Annotated in this window: 16 protein-coding genes; 11 read left to right on the top strand and 5 right to left on the bottom strand. The window is 71.2% G+C overall.

Going from position 1 to position 16,950, the window contains the following annotated elements; all coding sequences use genetic code 11:
- The 3 genes from ACOADB_RS21170 to ACOADB_RS21160 all read left to right on the top strand — a co-directional run.
- Positions 1–688: DUF3418 domain-containing protein (locus ACOADB_RS21170; protein WP_378603145.1), on the top strand; the 688-nt coding region annotated here is incomplete at its 5' end.
- A gap of 35 nt (positions 689–723) precedes the next feature.
- Entirely contained in the window at positions 724–1,323 is a 600-nt protein-coding gene (locus tag ACOADB_RS21165) for a hypothetical protein (RefSeq protein ID WP_378603142.1), read from the top strand.
- 174 nt (positions 1,324–1,497) lie between these two features.
- The gene (locus ACOADB_RS21160) at positions 1,498–2,943 is read left to right on the top strand and encodes an extracellular solute-binding protein (protein WP_378603139.1); all 1,446 of its coding nucleotides are present in this window, start codon (positions 1,498–1,500) and stop codon (positions 2,941–2,943) included.
- Here the strand turns inward: ACOADB_RS21160 and ACOADB_RS21155 are convergent.
- Both ACOADB_RS21155 and ACOADB_RS21150 read right to left on the bottom strand, forming a co-directional pair.
- Complete coding sequence (locus tag ACOADB_RS21155; RefSeq protein ID WP_378603136.1) at positions 2,838–4,214, bottom strand: HRDC domain-containing protein; 1,377 nt, start codon at positions 4,212–4,214, stop codon at positions 2,838–2,840. The genes ACOADB_RS21160 and ACOADB_RS21155 overlap by 106 nt on opposite strands.
- Entirely contained in the window at positions 4,214–4,828 is a 615-nt protein-coding gene (locus tag ACOADB_RS21150) for a DUF3000 domain-containing protein (RefSeq protein ID WP_378603133.1), read from the bottom strand. The genes ACOADB_RS21155 and ACOADB_RS21150 overlap by 1 nt, the downstream gene beginning before the upstream one ends.
- A 69-nt stretch (positions 4,829–4,897) precedes the next feature.
- Between ACOADB_RS21150 and hemE the strand changes: the two genes are divergently transcribed.
- Positions 4,898–5,941: a uroporphyrinogen decarboxylase gene (hemE, locus tag ACOADB_RS21145; protein ID WP_378603130.1), complete on the top strand. Its 1,044-nt coding sequence runs from the start codon at positions 4,898–4,900 to the stop codon at positions 5,939–5,941.
- Here the strand turns inward: hemE and ACOADB_RS21140 are convergent.
- Both ACOADB_RS21140 and ACOADB_RS21135 read right to left on the bottom strand, forming a co-directional pair.
- Positions 5,926–6,732: an NYN domain-containing protein gene (locus ACOADB_RS21140; RefSeq protein WP_378603127.1), complete on the bottom strand. Its 807-nt coding sequence runs from the start codon at positions 6,730–6,732 to the stop codon at positions 5,926–5,928. The two genes, hemE and ACOADB_RS21140, sit on opposite strands and share 16 nt — an antisense overlap.
- Before the next feature lie 31 nt (positions 6,733–6,763).
- The gene (locus tag ACOADB_RS21135; RefSeq protein WP_378603124.1) at positions 6,764–7,696 is read right to left on the bottom strand and encodes a LysR family transcriptional regulator; all 933 of its coding nucleotides are present in this window, start codon (positions 7,694–7,696) and stop codon (positions 6,764–6,766) included.
- A gap of 147 nt (positions 7,697–7,843) precedes the next feature.
- Here ACOADB_RS21135 and ACOADB_RS21130 point away from each other — a divergent pair, with 147 nt between their 5' ends.
- The 6 genes from ACOADB_RS21130 (at position 7,844) to ACOADB_RS21105 (ending at position 14,573) form a co-directional block, all read left to right on the top strand.
- A complete protein-coding gene (locus tag ACOADB_RS21130) occupies positions 7,844–9,109 on the top strand; it encodes an acyl-CoA dehydrogenase family protein (protein ID WP_378603121.1) in 1,266 nt (421 codons plus the stop codon).
- A gap of 10 nt (positions 9,110–9,119) precedes the next feature.
- The gene (locus ACOADB_RS21125) at positions 9,120–10,403 is read left to right on the top strand and encodes an acyl-CoA dehydrogenase family protein (RefSeq protein ID WP_378603118.1); all 1,284 of its coding nucleotides are present in this window, start codon (positions 9,120–9,122) and stop codon (positions 10,401–10,403) included.
- 120 nt (positions 10,404–10,523) lie between these two features.
- The gene (gene sfnG / locus ACOADB_RS21120) at positions 10,524–11,645 is read left to right on the top strand and encodes a dimethylsulfone monooxygenase SfnG (protein WP_378603115.1); all 1,122 of its coding nucleotides are present in this window, start codon (positions 10,524–10,526) and stop codon (positions 11,643–11,645) included.
- A complete protein-coding gene (locus ACOADB_RS21115) occupies positions 11,645–12,901 on the top strand; it encodes an SfnB family sulfur acquisition oxidoreductase (protein WP_378603112.1) in 1,257 nt (418 codons plus the stop codon). The genes sfnG and ACOADB_RS21115 overlap by 1 nt, the downstream gene beginning before the upstream one ends.
- Before the next feature lie 8 nt (positions 12,902–12,909).
- Positions 12,910–14,076, top strand: a complete 1,167-nt coding sequence (locus ACOADB_RS21110) for an LLM class flavin-dependent oxidoreductase (RefSeq protein ID WP_378603109.1) — start codon at positions 12,910–12,912, stop codon at positions 14,074–14,076.
- Positions 14,073–14,573 carry an NADPH-dependent FMN reductase gene (locus ACOADB_RS21105; RefSeq protein ID WP_378603106.1) on the top strand — a complete coding sequence of 167 codons (501 nt, stop codon included), beginning with the start codon at positions 14,073–14,075 and terminating at the stop codon, positions 14,571–14,573. The genes ACOADB_RS21110 and ACOADB_RS21105 overlap by 4 nt, the downstream gene beginning before the upstream one ends.
- On the opposite strand, the gene ACOADB_RS21100 is transcribed toward ACOADB_RS21105, so the two are convergent.
- Positions 14,545–15,507, bottom strand: coding sequence for a DUF4349 domain-containing protein (locus ACOADB_RS21100; protein WP_378603103.1), 963 nt, complete (start codon positions 15,505–15,507; stop codon positions 14,545–14,547). The two genes, ACOADB_RS21105 and ACOADB_RS21100, sit on opposite strands and share 29 nt — an antisense overlap.
- Before the next feature lie 70 nt (positions 15,508–15,577).
- Between ACOADB_RS21100 and ACOADB_RS21095 the strand changes: the two genes are divergently transcribed.
- Positions 15,578–16,921 (top strand): protoporphyrinogen/coproporphyrinogen oxidase, encoded by a 1,344-nt coding sequence (locus tag ACOADB_RS21095; protein ID WP_378603101.1) that lies wholly within the window; start codon positions 15,578–15,580, stop codon positions 16,919–16,921.
- The last annotated feature ends 29 nt before the right edge of the window (positions 16,922–16,950 follow it).

The following is a 16,950-nucleotide window of genomic DNA, read 5'->3' as shown; positions in this document are numbered from 1 at the left end:
CCTGCTCGACCTCGGCACCAAGCCGCTCGCCGGCATCGTCGACGGCTTCACGAACGTGGAGAAGCTCGGCCTCGCCGGCACTCCCTACTCCGGTGTCCCCGCCCTCCTGACCGACTGCCTGCGTGCGGTCGTGGTCGACGCGGTCGACGCGGCCGGACCGATCCGCACCCGTCAGGAGTACGACGACCTGCTGGCCCCGTTGCGCACGGCCGCCGCACCCGCAGTGCGCCAGGTGCTGGCCGAGCTGCTGCGCGTCCTGGAGACCTGGCGCGAGGTCGAGCGGCTGCTCAGCGGCCGGGCCGACATGCTGATGCTGCCGGCGCTGACCGACCTCAAGGCCCAGCTCGGCCGACTGGTCCACGACGGCTTCGTCGGTGAGGCGGGTGCCGCGCGCCTGCGTCGCTACCGCCCGTGGCTGGCCGCGATGCGCGAACGCCGGCAGGCCCTGGAGACCGGGGGACCGGCGGCCCTGGGCCGCGACCGCCAGCGACTCGATCTCGTCCAGCCGTTGCAGGAGGCCTGGCTGGCGCGGGTCGCCGCTCTTCCCGAGGGTCGCCCCGCGGGCGCCGGTCTGCGCGCCATCGGCTGGATGCTCGAGGAGTACCGCGTGTCCCTGTGGGCCCAGCACCTCGGCACCGACGGCCCCGTCTCCGACGTGCGGCTGCGCAAGGCATTCGACGCACTCTGACGCCCTTCCGACCGCGACGGGCCTACGCTGTCCGGGTGTCCGAGTCCCGTCCGCACCATCGCCCCGTCCCGCGGGAGGCTGCGTTCTTCGAGGACCACGCCGATGGCGTCGATCCGGCGCTCGTGACCGAAGCGGCCGAGCGCGCCGCCGTACTCCTGGTGCGCGGAGCGCACGACAGCGACGACGCGAATGTCGCCGAACGCCTCGTCCACCTCGCCGACACCGAGGGCATCGAGGCGATCGCCCAGGTCTGGTCGCACGCGTCGGCCGACTCGCTGTCGGGCTGCCTCTGGCGGCTCTACCTCCTCCGTTCGTGGGTGTACGCCGACCCGGCCGGTGTGGCGCGGCAGTTCGAGGCCGGACGGGCGCGTGCGGAGTTCGCCCGGGTGGTCGCCGGGGTCGCCGATCCGCCGGGTCCGGATGAGTTGCGCCACATGATCGACGAGGTGCTGCGCGGGATCGCGGCCGGTGAGTTCGCCGACGTCCTCTTCCGTGCCTCGGCCTTCGCCCGGGTCGTCGCGGCGGGGCGCGCCGCGCTCACCGAGGTGCCCGACGCCGACGTGCGCAGGATGCTGACGATGGCCGAACAGCTCGAGGCCGCTGGCCACGTCGAACTGGCGCGTGGTCTGGGCTAGGGCCGTTACAATGGGGACTCGAGCACGCCGGGTCGCGGCAGCCCCGGGTCCCAAAAACAAGCCGCCAAGAGCGGCCCTGCGCCGTGAGGCGCTCCCGGCCCGGTGTGCTCGACTTCCGCCGGTAGGCTGAACGCGGTTCCGGTCAACGGTTCCGGGGACACAGTGAGGACGGTAATGACGCGCGTGAGTCGCTTCGACTGGCGAACGGGTGCCGTCGTCGGCGTCGTCGCCGTGGCTGTGCTGATCGGCATGCTGGTCCTGGCCAGCGGCAGCAAGGGCGAGAAGCCGGAGCACCCCGTGTCGACCAAGCCCACGATGACGAACCTCGAGTTCGCCGTGTGGGGCAACAAGGCCGAGGTCGCTGCCTACCAGGGCGTCGTCGACGACTACAACGCGAGCAGCAAGGACACGAACGTCGCACTGACCTCGTGGCCCGACTCCGCATCGATGCTGTTGGCCATGCGGACCGGTGTGGCGCGCCCCGACCTGTACCTCCTGCCGCGCGGCGACCTCGCCGAGACGATCGCCGAGAAGCGCAACCTGCCGTTGCTCGACCTGCTGAACGAGCGCGAGATCCCGGTCGGCGAGGACTTCTCGCGCGACGCGATCGAGGCCTTCTCCGTCGACGACGACCTGCAGTGCATGCCCTACACGACCTCGCCGATGGTCATGTACTACAACACCGATCTCGTCGACTTCGAGGCGATGGCGGCCGAGGGGCTGCCGACGCCGAAGGACGACCACTCGGGCTGGAACTTCGCCGAGTTCCGCGCCGCCGCGGAGTTCGCGAGCCGCCCGCGGCTGAAGACCCGCGGCGTCTACATCGAGCCCACCCTGCGCGGGCTGGCGCCGTTCATCTACTCGGGTGGCGGGAAGATCTTCGACGGCGACGAGCCGAAGAGCCTGTCCCTCGGCGAGGACGACTCGACGGACGCCCTGCGCCAGACCCTTGAGCTGTTGCGGGATCCCCGGCTCACGCTGACCACGCGGCAGCTCGAGCAGCGTTCGGCCGTCGACTGGTTCAAGCGCGGCCGCCTGGCGATGATCGCCGGCTTCCGCAGCCTGACGCCCGACCTGCGGGCCGTCGAGGGCCTGAACTTCGACGTGATGCCGATGCCGTCACTGGGCGCGAACCACACGGTCGGCGAGCAGAATGGCATCTGCCTGGCCCCGGGGTCGCCGGCGCGCGCCGAGAGCTCGGCGAACTTCCTCAGCTACCTCGTCAGCGACGAGGCCGTGGCCCGGGTCGCCGAGACCGGCTACATCCAGCCGAGCAAGTTGACCGTCGCGCTGTCCAAGGACTTCCTGCAGCCGGACCTGGCCCCGGCGCACGCCGTCGTGTTCAACAACGTGGTGCGCTCGATCGTGCTGCCGCCGCTGATGACCAATGGCGCCGAGTTGCAGGCGCTGATCACCCCGGACATCAAGGGGCTGCTGACGACGCCGGTCCTCACGGACCTGCAGGAGCTGCTGCGCGCGATCGACGAGAAGTCGCGCACGCTGCTGGACCCGGACTACGAGCCGTCGGAGGAACCGTCGGACGACCCATCGTCCACGGCGTCGTCGAGCGCCTCGGGCACGGCGTCGGACGGCGCCACCGACGACCGCTCGCGCAACTGACGCTTCCACTCGTCAGCGTCGAGGACGGCGCTGGAGAGGGCGGGCGCGGTCAGGCCGATCTGCCAGCTGCGGGCGCCCAGGGCGCGGAGCTGGTCGATGACGGCCTCGAGCAGCTCGACGGGTTCGCGCGAGTGCGGCGGGGTCCACATGACCCGGCGCAGGTGGTCCGGGGTGAGCAGGTTCTCCAGGGGGAGGTTCTGCTCCTCGGCGATAGCGCCGATCGCGGCGCGGGCCAGCTCGAGGCGGCGGGCGGCCACGGGGTCCTTGTCGCCCCAGGCGCGCGGTGCAGGCGGTCCGTCGCCATGGGTGACGCGGGTCGGTAGCTCGTCCTCGGGCAGGGCCGCGGCCTTCTGGAGTGCCGCGAGCCATTCGTTGGCGTAGCGCGAGGCCCCGCGTCCGTGGAAGCCCGACGTCGACATCAGGGCGCCACGGTTGGTCGGCATGGCGGTGGCCGCGGCGACGATGGCGGCGTCCGGGATCAGTCGGCCGGGGGTGACGTCGCGCTCCTGGGCCAGCTTGTCGCGGGCCTCCCACAGGGCGCGCACCGCGCCGAGGGTACGACGACCGCGCACCTTGTGCAGTCCGCTGGTCCGGCGCCACGCATCGACCCGCACGGTCGGCGTGAAGCTGAGCAGGTTGTCGAACTCCTGGCGGGCCCAGTCGGCCTTGCCGGTCTCCTCGAGCTCGGCAGCGAGCAGGTTGCGCAGCTCGACCAGCACCTCGACGTCCAGGGCGGCGTACTCGAGCCAGGACTCCGGCAGGGGGCGGGTCGACCAGTCGACGGCGGAGTGCTCCTTGAGCAGCTGCCGGTCGAGCAGGGTCTCGACCAGGGTCGCGAGACCGACGCGGGGGTAGTTGAGCAGTCGACCGGCGAGCTCGGTGTCGAACAGGGCGCTCGGGCGCAGGCCCACCTCGGCCAGGCAGGCGAGGTCCTGGGTGGCGGCGTGCAGGATCCACTCGGCGTCGCCGATCGCGTCGGCGAGCAGGTCGAGGTTCTCGCACGCGATGGGGTCGATCAGGCCGATGCCGGAGCCTTCGCGCTTGACCTGGATCAGGTACGCACGACTGGAGTAGCGGTAGCCGGAGGCGCGCTCGGCGTCGATTGCGACCGGACCGGTCCCGGCGGCGAGGACCGCGCAGTACTCCTCGAGCGCGGGGACAGTGTCGATGACCGGCGGCAGGCCGCCGGCGAGCCGGAGAAGCTCGACCGGCGGTGCCGTCTCCACTTCCTCCTGCGTGCCGTCAGGTGCGTCGGTTGGCTGCTCAGCCATCAGTCGGTGCCGCCCCGCTGGCCACGACGCGACGGCATCACGGCCACCCCGTCCGGCACCGGTTCCAGGCCCCCAGCGGTGCACATCAGCTCGCCCCACGCCTCGGCGTGGGACGCGAGGTCGGTCGGGTCGATCGGCGTCCACGACGCCCGGATCTCGAGCTGGGCGTTGCCCGGCTCGCCGGCCATCCCGCCGTAGCTCTCGGTGGCGACCCGGGTGACCGTGCCGGACTCGGCGACGTGGTCGGCGCCGTGGGCCTCGAGCGCGTCGGTCAGCCACGTCCAGCCGACGTCGGTCAGCAGGGGATCGGTGGCCAGGTCGTGGTCGATCTCGGCGCGGCAGTACGCGACGCAGCGGAAGGTGCCCTCCCAGGCGTCGTTGCCGGCGGGATCGTGCAGCACCACCAGGCGGCCGGTGGCCACCTCTTCGTCGTCGATGGTGACGTCGGCCGAGAGCGCCGTGGCGTACGGCGCGATCCGCTGCGGCGCGGGCATCTCCTCGCAGAACACCTCAGGACGGAAGTTCGCTGACCGAAGGCTGTCGACGGCAGCGGTGAACTCGCGGGGTGTGCCGGCAGCGCCGGACCCCGGGTTCGACTCCTGGCGAGCGACCATGGGGTCAGACTAGGGCGAAGGGTGCCGATCGATGTGCGTCCCACGCCGTCGACCTGAGACGCTGGCCTCGTGACGTCCCTCCATGACTCGGCCTTCCTGAAGGCCGCCCGCGGCGAATCGGTCCCCCACACGCCTGTGTGGTTCATGCGCCAGGCCGGCCGCTCGCTCCCGGAGTACCTCAAGCTCCGCGAGGGAATCGCGATGCTCGACTCCTGTGCGGACCCCGAGCTGATCGTCGAGATCACGCTCCAGCCCGTCCGCCGGTACGGCGTCGACGCCGCGATCTTCTTCTCCGACATCGTGCTGCCGCTCAAGGCCGTGGGCGTCGACCTCGACATCGTGCCCGGCGTCGGTCCGGTCGTGGCCAACCCCGTGCGCACCCTTGCCGACGTCGAGGCGATCCCCGACCTGACGGCCGACCAGATCCCGTACATCACGGCCGCGGTGCAGGGCCTGGTCGCCGAGCTCGCCGGCATCAACGGCGGTACCCCGCTGATCGGGTTCGCGGGCGCGCCGTTCACCGTGGCGTCGTACCTCGTCGAGGGCGGGCCCTCGAAGGAGCACGCGAAGACGAAGGCACTCATGTTCGGCGCCCCCGACGTCTGGGACGCGCTGATGCGCAAGATCTCCGGCATCTCGGCTGCGTTCCTCGAGACCCAGGTCGCGGCCGGTGCCTCGGCCGTGCAGCTGTTCGACTCGTGGGCCGGTGCCCTCACCCCGGGCGACTACGTCCGCCACGTCCAGCCGCACTCGGCCCGTGTCCTCGAGCAGGTCGGCAAGCTGGGTGTCCCGCGCATCCACTTCGGCGTCGGTACGACGAACCTGCTGGACTTGATGGGCGAGGCCGGTGCCGACGTCGTCGGTGTCGACTGGCGCACCCCGCTCGAGCGGGCGATCCCGATGGTCGGGGACCGGGCGGTGCAGGGAAACCTCGACCCGACGCTGGTGTTCGCGCCGACCGAGGTGATGACGGCGCGCGCCGCCGAGGTCATCGAGGCCGGTCGCGCCGCACGCGGCCACATCTTCAACCTCGGCCACGGCGTCATCCCGAGCACCAACCCCGACCAGCTCGCGCGGCTGACCGAGTTCGTGCAGTCCTACCCGCTGGCCTGAGCCTTCTTCGCGGCGGCCTTCTTGGCGGCGGCCTTCTTGGCGGGCGCCTTGCCCTTGAGGCTGACGAGGACACCACTGCCTGAGCCCTTGGTCGTCAGGAAGGGTTGCGCCTGGACCAGTGAGACGAGCTTCGGAAATCCGTAGAGCCGTGGATCGAACGAGGAGTTGGCGGCCCGCAGGTAGCTGCCAATGGCCGAGAGATGTGCCCATCCGTCGTCGTCCGACTTCTTGTTGACTGCTCGGGTCAGCAAGCTGTGGAGATTCGGCCCCGGGGGTGCGGCGGCCTCCACGTGGTCATCGACCGGACCGCTCTGCGGCTCGTCCGGCTCGTCGTCCGCGGGACTCTCGTTGAGGAGCTCGAGATAGATGAAGGTGTCGCAGGCCGCGACCAGTGATTGTGGAGTCTTGCGAAGGCCCAGGCCGTAGACGGTCTTTCCGGACTCGCGCAGGCGTGTGGCGAGGCGAGTGAAGTCGCTGTCGCTGGAGACCAGGGCGAAGGCGTCCACGCTTCCGCCGTAGAGCAGGTCCATGGCGTCGATGATCAGCGCGGAGTCGGTCGAGTTCTTTCCGGTCGTGTACGCGAACTGCTGCTCCGGCGCGATGGCGTGCTGGTTGAGCTGCGCCTTCCAGCCGCCGAGCTGCGGTGTGGTCCAGTCGCCGTACGCGCGCCGCACCGTGGCGACGCCGTACTGCGCCAGCTCCTGCAGGAGCACGCTGGCGTACTTCGGCGAGGTGTTGTCGGCGTCGATGAGGACGGCAAGCCGCGCGGACACGTTCGGTGTGGTGGTCACGTCCTCATCATGTCCCGAGGACCCGATGGCCTCAGGAAGCCGCGCCTGCCGCCGCCTCGTTGGCGGCGCGGTACTCCTTGGCCCGCGCGATCAGGGCGGTCTGCAGCTCGCGCACGGGCAGCGGCTGCTGGAGGGTCTTGCGCTGGCGCAGCTGCAGGGTGACGAAGGTCTTCTCCCCGACGATGGGGCGGGTCTCGATCAGGCCGACCCGGTGCAAGGGGTCGCCGTGCACGGAGTAGTCCGGGAGCACGGTGACGCCGATGCCCTCGGCCACCAGCGCCTTGCCCATCTCCGCGCCGTCGGTGCTGTGGGCCGCGGGCGGGACCTCCGGGCCGAACGCCCGGTGGACGTAGCGGTGCATCACGTAGCCCGCGCGCATCATCACGAAGCGTTCGAGGCGCAGTTCGTCGATGGTCACCTGGGGGCGGACCGTGAGGCGGTGCCCGGCCGGGAGTACGGCGACCGGCCGGCCGACGAGCAGGTCGATCCCGTCGAGGCCGATGGGTGCGTCGTCGCCGTCGAGCACGTTGACCAGCCCGAGGTCCAGGGTGCCCTCGGCCAGCGCCTCGTCGATCTGGGCCTGCTGCATCGTGAGCACTTCGACCGTCGTACCGGGGTGGCGTTCCTGGAACACGCGGACGGCGGGCACCAGAAGGGTCGAGGTGGCGGCGTGCACCGTGCCGACGCGGATGACCCGGGTGTCGGTGCGCTGGTCGCCGGCCGCAACCTTGAGCCGGTCGACCGCGGCGAGCACCTCGTTCATGTAGGGAAGCAGCTCGCGGCCTTCCCGGCTGATGCGGGCGCCCGAGCGCCGTCGGTCGAGGAGGGTGACGCGTAGCTCGCGTTCCAGCTTGGTGAGGGCCTCGCTGAGCGCGGGCTGCGAGAGGTGGAGCTTCTCGCTCGCGCGGCGCAGTGACCCGTGCTGGGTGACGGCGGCGAGGTACTCCAACTGTTCGATGCGCATCTGGTGCTCCTGGTGAGTTCGGTGAGTGCCGCAGCCGATCACCCCCTCGGCGATGCCGAGAGGCTGGACACTTGTCAGACCCTTAAAGTGCAGTAAGTCTGTAGAGAAACAATATCACGCTTTCTCGACACGAGGAGAGATTCGTCCATGACTGCTGACTTGACCGCCCCTCCCGGCACGGCCGCCGGTGGGTGGACCGACCGCCCGACGACTGCGGACGGCTGGCTCGAACGCGCGCGCCAGGTCGCCACCACGCTGGCTGCCGATGCCGTCGAGCGTGACCGCGCCCTCGCGATCCCGACGGCGGAGGTGCAGCTGCTCAAGGACTCGGGCCTGGTCACCCTGCTGGGGCCGGTCGAGCACGGCGGAGGTGGCCAGGACTGGACGACGGCCCTGCGCGTGATCCGCGCGGTCAGCGCCGGCGACGGCTCCATCGGACAGTTGATCGGCTACCACTACCTGTGGTTCTGGGCCGTCCGCCTGGTCGGCACCCCCGACCAGATCGCTGCCGTCGAGCAGCAGGCCACGCAGGACGCCTGGTTCTTCGGGGGCGCGGTCAACCCGCGTGACGCCGACTTGAGGATCACCCTGGAGCAGGGCGACGACGGCGCCGAGGAACTGGTCTACCGCGGAGAGAAGAGCTTCTCGACCGGCGGCCGGATCTCCGACGTGACGGTCCTCGAAGGCATCCTCGAGGGCACTGACCAGCACGTCTTCGCGATCGTCCCCACCGACCAGCCCGCCATCCGGTTCAAGGGTGACTGGGACAGCCTCGGCCAGCGCCTCACCGAGAGCGGCGGCGTCACCATCGACGGCGTCCGGGTGCCGTGGGCGGCAGCCGCCGGCTACGTCGAGACCGAGCAAGGACACGAGTTCGTGCCGCGGGTCTACAACACGCTCAACGTGCCGTTGATCCAGCTCATCTTCGCCAACATCTACGTCGGCATTGCCGAGGGCGCGCTGGCCACCGCAGCCACCTACACCCGCGAGAAGACCCGTCCGTGGCCCTTCACGCCGGACCTCAAGGACTCCGCGAGCGAGGAGTTCTACATCCTCGAGGCGTACGGCGACCTCCGCTCGAAGCTCTGGGCCGCCGAGGCCCTGGTCGAGCGGGCCGCCACCCTCATCGAGGCGATCAACGCCCACGCCGACACCGTGACCGAGCAGGAGCGCGGCGAGGCGGAGGTGGTGATTGCAGCGGCCAAGCAGGTCGCGATCGACACCGGCCTCGAGGTCGGGACGCGGGTGTACGACGTCACGGGAGCTCGCGCCACGGCGAGCAGCGTGGGCCTCGACATCTTCTGGCGCAACATCCGCACGCACAGCCTCCACGACCCGGTGGCCCACAAGCGTGCCGAGGTCGGGCGCTACGCCCTGCTCGGCGAGCTGCCGGCGCCGTCCTGGTACACGTGAGGACGCGGCGATGACCATCACCGACCGCCCTCTTCCCGACATCGCCGCGGATGTGGTCCGCGGGCTCGACCGCCCGACGCTGCGGACCCCGTTGCTCGACGAGCTCCGGGCGTCGTACGGACCGCTCTTCGAGGAGATCGGCAAAGGCGCGCTCCAGCGTGAGGTCGACGACGTGCTGCCGGACCAGGAGGTGGGCCGCCTCAAGGCGGCCGGCTTCGGTGCGCTCCGCGTCCCGACCGCGTACGGCGGCCGCGGGGCCTCGATCCCGGAGCTCACGCAGCTCTGGATCGACCTCGCGGCCGCGGACTCCAACCTGCCGCAGGCGCTCCGGGGACACGGGGCCCTCGTCGAGGACCGGCTCTGGCAGCACGCCCGGGGTCGTGACCAGCGGGTGTGGTTCGAACGCTTCGCCGGGGGCGAGATCGCCGGCAACGCCTGGTCGGAGGTCGGCGCCACGGCCATCGACACCCAGGCCACGGTGCTCACCGGGCAGCCCGACGGCGACTACCTGTTGACCGGCAGCAAGTTCTACACGACCGGAACGGTCTACGCCGAGTGGGCGGATGTCTACGTGAAGCGCGAGGTCCCGGGTCGGCCGACGGACTTCGCGATCGCCCTGGTGGACACCCGGGAACCGAAGGTCACGGTCACCGACGACTGGGACGGATTCGGGCAGCGTGGGTCGGGCAGTGGCACGACCACCTTCGACGGCGTGCTGGTGCCGGCCGAGAACGTGCTGCCGTTCGGCGAGCGGTTCGCCTACCAGACCGCGCTCTACCAGCTGAACCTGCTCTCCGTCCTCAGCGGGATCGGGAAGGCTGCTCTGCGGGAGTTCATCGCGCAGGTGCAGGGTCGCGAGCGCAACTACTCCCACGCCAATGCCGCGCGGGTGCGTGACGACGCGCAGGTGCTGGCCCGGATCGGGGAGGCTGCCGCCGCAGTCCATGCGGCCGAGGCGGTCACGATCCGGACGGCGACGGCGGTGCAGGAGGTGGCCGACCTGCCGCCCGGAGCCGATGTCGAGATCGCGATCGCCAACGAGGTGGCCGAGCTCGAGTCCTCGGCAGCCCAGGTGGCAGTGACCGATCTGATCCTGACGGCGACGACCAACCTGTTCGACACGCTCGGTGCGTCGGGGACATCGCGTGAGCGGGGCCTGGATCGGCATTGGCGCAATGCGCGGACGGTGGCCTCGCACAACCCGCGGATCCTCAAGTCGCGGGTGGTCGGCGGGTATCTCGTGAATGGCTCCCCGCCGCCGTACGCGTGGGCGATCGGACGCACGGCACGGTGACAGGCCCTGCCTTTCGCGGGGTCGCCGGTTCCACGTGCCGGCGACCCTGCGAAGGCTTGCGCGACGGCAACTTTCCGCTAATGTCTATTGAACTACTCGACTTAACCACGGAGACCTCACATGTCCGACCAGCCCTTTGACCGCGAAGCCTTCGCCGAGCCGCTCAAGTTCGCCTACTGGGTCCCCAACGTCAGCGGGGGACTGGTGGTCAGCAAGATCGAACAGCGCACCGACTGGGGCTACGACTACAACGTCAAGCTCGCGCGCCTGGCCGAGAACAACGGCTTCGAGTACGCGCTCTCGCAGGTGCGCTACATCGCGTCGTACGGCGCCGCGAACCAGCACGAGTCGACCAGCTTCAGCCTCGCGCTGCTGCTCGCCACCGAGCGCCTCAAGGTGATCGCCGCGGTCCACCCGGGCCTCTGGCAGCCGGGCGTGCTGGCGAAGTTCATCGCCACGGCCGACCAGATCTCCGGTGGTCGCGCCGCCATCAACGTCGTCAGCGGCTGGTTCAAGGACGAGTTCACCAAGCTCGGCGAGCCGTGGCTCGAGCACGGCGAGCGCTACCGCCGCTCGGAGGAGTTCATTCGCTACGTCCGCGAGATCTGGACGTCGGAGAACGCCGAGTTCAACGGCGACTTCTACCGCCTCCACGACTTCGACCTGAAGCCCAAGCCGCTGGCCAGCGAGGGCCGCCCGCACCCGGAGATCTTCCAGGGAGGCAACTCCACCGACGCGCGCGGCATGGCCGGCCGGGTCTCGGACTGGTACTTCGCCAACGGCAACACCCCCGACGGGATCTCCGAGCAGATCCGCGACGTCACCGACGTGGCCACCGTCCATGGCCGCACCGTGCGGTTCGGCGTCAACGGCTTCTTCATCGGCCGCGACACCGAGGCCGAGGCGCGCGACGTCCTGCGCGAGATCATCGACAAGGCCGACCGCGAGGCGGTCGAAGGGTTCGGCGGCGCCGTACGCCAGGCCGGCCAGAGCACCGGTGACAAGAAGGGCATGTGGCAGGACTCCGAGTTCGCCGACCTGGTCCAGTACAACGACGGCTTCCGCACTGGCCTGATCGGCACGCCCGAGCAGATCGCGACCCGGATCATCGAGTACAAGCGCCGTGGCGTGAACCTGCTGCTCCTCGGCTTCCTGCACTACCTCGAGGACGTCGAGTACTTCGGCCGTGAGGTGCTCCCGATCGTCCGTGAGCTCGAAGCAGCGGAGCTGGAGCGCGTCTGATGACCGCGAGCCCTCCGGTGGTCGAGGTGCGAGGAGCGCCAGCGACGAGCCTCGAAACCCCCGAGGCCCACACGGCCACCTCCGCGATCGCGGCCGCCACGCAGCTGGCCGCCACGTTCGCCGAGGGCTCGGCCCTCCGCGACCGGGAACGGATACTCCCGGTCGCGGAGGTGGAGGCCCTCTCGGCCTCCGGGCTGCTCGCCCTCACTGTTCCGGTCGAGTACGGCGGCCCGGGGCTGGGCGCCGCGGTGCTGGCCGAGGTCGTGCGACTGATCGCCACCGGTGACCCGAACATCGCGCAGATCCCGCACAGCCACTTCGTCTACGTCAACGCGATCCTGGAGCAGGGCACCGAGGAGCAGAAGGCCTTCCTGCTCGGCGAGGTGCTGGCCGGGAAGCGGTTCGGCAACGCCCAGTCCGAGATCGGTTCGAAGCACGTCCGCGACCACGCGACCACACTGCGCCGCGACGCCCTGGTCAACGGCGACTGGGTGCTCGACGGCGAGAAGGGCTACTGCACCGGGGCGTTGTTCGCGCACTGGATCCCGGTCCTCGCGCACCTCGGGGAGGGTGGGCCGTTGCACGTGGCCTGGGTCGAACGGGACGCCGAGGGAGTCACCGTCATCGACGACTGGAACGGCCTCGGCCAGCGCACCACCGCCAGCGGCACCGTCCGGCTGGCCGGGGTCCGCGTCGCATCCGACCGGATCACGCCGTACCACCTGACGTTCGAACGACCCCAGGCCTACGGGTCGTTCGCGCAGCTCCTGCACGCGGCGATCGACGCGGGCATCGCGCGAGCGGCGCTACGGGACGCGGCGGCCTTCGTGACCACGCGGAGCCGGCCCTACCCCGACGCGATCACGCTTTACGACGTCGCGGGCGCCGCGGAGGACCCCCTGGTCGTGCGCGCCTTCGGGGAGATCGAGCTGCAGGTCCGTGGCGCGGAGGCGCTGCTGGCCGAGGCCGGTCGCGCCGTCGACCGGGCCCGCGCCGACCTGACCGACGAGACCGCTGCCGACGCCAGCCTCGCGGTCGCCGCGGCGCGAGCCGCCACCACCGCCGCCTCCCTGGAGGCAGCGAGCCGGCTCTTCGAGGTTGCGGGCACGCGCTCGGCCCTGGCCACGGACAACCTCGACCGGCACTGGCGCAACGCCCGTACCCACACCCTGCACGACCCGGCGGCCTGGAAGGTCCAGCACCTCGGTCGCTTCGCGATCGACGGAACCCTGCCGCCGCGCAACGGCCAGATCTGAGGATCGCGATGTCTTTGAAGTTCCACTGGTTCCTGCCCACCAACGGTGGCGACGGACGCAACGTCGTCGGCGGCGGCCACGGCGTCAACCCCGGACAGGCCGGGCGTCCGGCCGACGTCGCCTACCTCACCCAGGTCGCCCGGGCGGCGGAGGACAACGGCTTCGAAGCGGCGCTCACGCCGACGGGTGCGTGGTGCGAGGACGCCTGGCTGAGCACGGCGATGCTGAGCCAGACCACGGACCGGCTGAAGTTCCTCGTGGCGTTCCGCCCGGGGGTCGTGGCGCCGTACCTCGCCGCCCAGATGGCCGGCACCTTCCAGAACCTCAGTGGTGGCCGCCTGCTGCTCAACGTCGTCACCGGCGGCGAGAGCCACGAGCAGCGGATGTACGGCGACTTCCTCGACAAGGACGCCCGTTACGAACGGTGCGGCGAGTTCCTCGAGATCGTGCGCCGCCTGTGGACTGGTGAGGTCGTCGACTTCGCGGGCGAACACCTCTCGGTCGAGAACGCGCAGCTCGCGCAGATCCCGAACCCGGTCCCGGACATCTACTTCGGCGGGTCCTCACCCGCCGCGGGCAAGGTGGCCGCCGAGCATGCCGACGTCTACCTGACCTGGGGCGAACCACCGCACGCCGTGGCGGAGAAGATCGCCTGGATCCGCGAGCTCGCCGCCGCGGCCGGACGCGGGCCGGACCATCGTCCGATCCGCTTCGGGATCCGGATGCACGTGATCACCCGCGACACCGCCGAGGAGGCGTGGGCGGAGGCCGACCGGTTGTTGCAGGGGATCGATCCGGCGGCCATCACGCGGGTCCAGGACGGCCTGCGCCGCAGCGAGTCCGAGGGCCAGCGGCGGATGCTCGACCTGCACAGTGGCAGCACCGCCGATCTCGAGATCCACCCGAACGTCTGGGCCGGCGTCGGCCTCGTGCGCGGCGGTGCCGGCACCGCGCTGGTGGGCAGTCACGAGGAGGTCGCCGACCGGATCGCCGAGTACGCCGATCTCGGGCTCGACGAGTTCGTGCTCTCTGCCTACCCGCACCTCGAGGGCGCCTACTGGTTCGGCGAAGGGGTGCTGCCGATCCTCGCTGAGCGTGGCCTGTGGAAGTACGACGGCCCGCAGCGCCTGCACAGCAGCGCCGTGCCGTTCGCGTCGGTGGGGGCGGGCCGATGAGCGCGCCGCGCACGGCCGTCGTGGTCGGCAACCCCCGTCCCGCCAGCCGCACCCTCGATGCTGCCCTGCTCCTGCATCGCGAGCTCGTCGGAGCCGAACCCGACCTGGTGGTCGACCTCGCCACCGTCGGTGCCGCGCTGTTCGACTGGAGTGATCCCGCCGTCGGTGACCTGGTGACCGCGGTCGGTGGGGCGGACCTGGTGGTCGTCGCGTGCCCGACCTACAAGGCGACGTACACGGGATTGCTGAAGCTGTTTCTCGACCGGTTCGCCGTCGGGCAGCTGTCCGGGCTCGCCGTCCCCCTGATGCTCGGCGGTGGTCCCGCGCATGCGCTGGCGCCCGACGTGGGCCTGGCCCCGCTCCTGCTGCACCTCGGGGCCGTCGTACCGGGAGGGCTCTACGTCCTCGACAAGCAGTACGACGACCCCGCGGCCTACGAGCAGTGGCTCGAGCGCTCGCGCCCGTTGATCAGGCGGTTGCTCGACCCCGTCGCCTGAGCAGCACGCGGGCGGGGATGCCGATCAGGAGCAGCAGCGCGAGCCAGGGGAGGGCGAATCCGACCACGGTGAGGACGGCGCCGAAACCGGACACGAAGCTGTCCCAGCCGTCGCGCAGGCCGCCGAGGAAGCCGTCTGCCGTGTCGTCGTCGTTGTCGTCGGACTCCGTGTCGGGCTGCTGGATGTAGACGTTGATCGTGGACTGGCTGGTCTGGTCGGCGAGGTAGGTCTGCCGGGCGAGCAGGGCATCGAGCTCGGCCTGGCGTGAGCTCAGCTGGCTCTCGATGGTCACGATCTGCTCGAGGTTCTCGGCGCGCGCCAGCAGCGCCTCGATCCGGGACACGCTCTTGCGCTGGGCGCGGATCCGCGCCTCCACGTCGACCACCTCGGTGGACACGTCCTGGCCCGACGACGTGGAGCTGGTCAGGGTCGCGATCCCTTCGAGATCCAGGGTCGCGTCTGCGAAGCGGGCAGCCGGCACCCGGAAGACCAGCCGGGCCGAGGTGACCTCGCCCTTGTCGCCGGTCGTCGTCTCCTGTTCGGCGAGGGTGCCCTGGTACTTGTCGATGACCTTGCGCACCTCGACCCGGGCATCACCCACGTCCTTGGACTCCAGCGAGATGGTGCCGGTCGAGATCACGGACTGCCCAGGGACCTCGAGCTGCTTCGCAGGATCCGCTGCGACCTCGGCGTCGGGCGCCGCTGCCGCGTCCTGGGCCCTGCCGTCTGCCAGGCCGGCCTGGGGTGCGCCGGGCTCGAGGTCGGCGCCGCCGGCGTCGTCGCGGCTGGAGGCCACGTCGGCCGTGGAGCGCTCGTCGTCGTCCCCGGACCCCGCGCAACCTGCGGTTGCCGCCACGGCGGCCACCGCCGCGATGGCGAGCAGGAGTCGGGTGCGGGGTGTCCTGCGTGAGGCCCTCGGGGGTGTCGTCGTCATGGCGGTACGACGCGGCGCCGCCCCGGACGGTTCCCGATGGCGTCGTGCCGGGCTCTGGCAGGCTGGGCGCATGAGTCGAGCGGTGGTGGTCGGTGCGGGTGTGGCCGGGTTGACGGCCGCGCGCGACCTGGCGATCGCCGGCCACGACGTGCTCCTCCTCGAAGCGACCGACAGGCCGGGCGGCAAGCTGCGCGCGGGCGAGGTCGCGGGAGTGACGGTCGACGTCGGTGCCGAGGCGATGCTGCATCGCCGGCCCGAGGGCACGGCGCTCGCGACGGACCTCGGCCTCCCGCTCGCCCATCCCACCGCGGCGACGTCCCGGGTCTGGACCCGCGATGCGCTGCGCCCGTTGCCTCGCACGCTGATGGGGGCTCCGCTGGACCTTGACCAGCTCGAGGCCTCGGGCATCCTGTCGCCCGAGGGCATGCGCGACGCGCGCCACCAGCACGTCCAGCACCCCACCTGGGACGTGTCGGTGGGCGAGCTCGTCGGCGGCCGCTTCGGCCAGGAGGTCGTCGACCGCCTCGTCGAGCCCCTCCTGGGAGGTGTGTACGCCGGCCAGGCCCGCCACATCTCGGCGCGCGCCGCCGTCCCGCAGCTGGTCGACCTGATCGCGCGCGACGAGTTCACGCTCCCGACCCCGCCCGCCGATGCGCCGCCCGTCTTCGCTGCTGTCGACGGCGGCATGTGGCGGCTGCCCGCCGCGCTCGCGGCGGACCTCCGCGAACGGCCGGGCGTCGAGATCCGCCACGGCGCCACGGTCACCGCTGTTCGTCGTACTGGCTCCGGCTTCGTGGTGACCACCGCTGCCGGCGACGAGTCCGCGGACCTGCTGGTGGTCGCCACCCCGGCTGCGCCGACGGCCCGGCTGCTCGCCGACCTGGCGCCAGCGGCTGCCGACGAGCTGCGGCAGATCGGGTACGCGTCGGTCGCCCTCGTCACGCTGGCCTTCCGAGCCGACGAGGCCGACGTGGCCGAGAGGCTCGACCTCGGTGCTTCGGGGTTCCTGGTCCCGCCGGTCGATGACCGCGCGATCAAGGCGTCGACCTTCTCGTTCGCGAAGTGGGACTGGGTGCGTACGGCTGGGGAGGGCCTGCTGGTGCTGCGCACCTCCCTGGGCCGCTTCGGCGAGGAAGCCTCGCTGCAGGTCGCCGACGAGGACCTGGTCACGGTGTCCCTCAAGGACCTGGCCAGCGCCACCGGCCTCTCGGCGGCACCCGTCGACGCGGTGGTGCAGCGTTGGGGCGGCGGACTCCCGCAGTACTGGGTCGGCCACCTCGATCGCGTCGCCCGCATCCGCGCCGCCGTCGCCGAGGTCCCGGGCCTCGCCCTCTGCGGCGCCGCCTACGACGGCGTCGGCATCCCGGCCACCATCGGCTCCGCCCACCGCGCCATCGCCGACCTGCTCGCCTGACCCACGAAGTGCGGCAGTTGGGGATGCGA

The organism is Nocardioides sp. CPCC 206348 (genome assembly GCF_048654705.1).
Lineage (GTDB): Bacteria > Actinomycetota > Actinomycetes > Propionibacteriales > Nocardioidaceae > Nocardioides.
The sequence above is the reverse complement of the archived record's forward strand: the minus strand, read 5'-3'. Positions and strand labels throughout refer to the sequence as shown.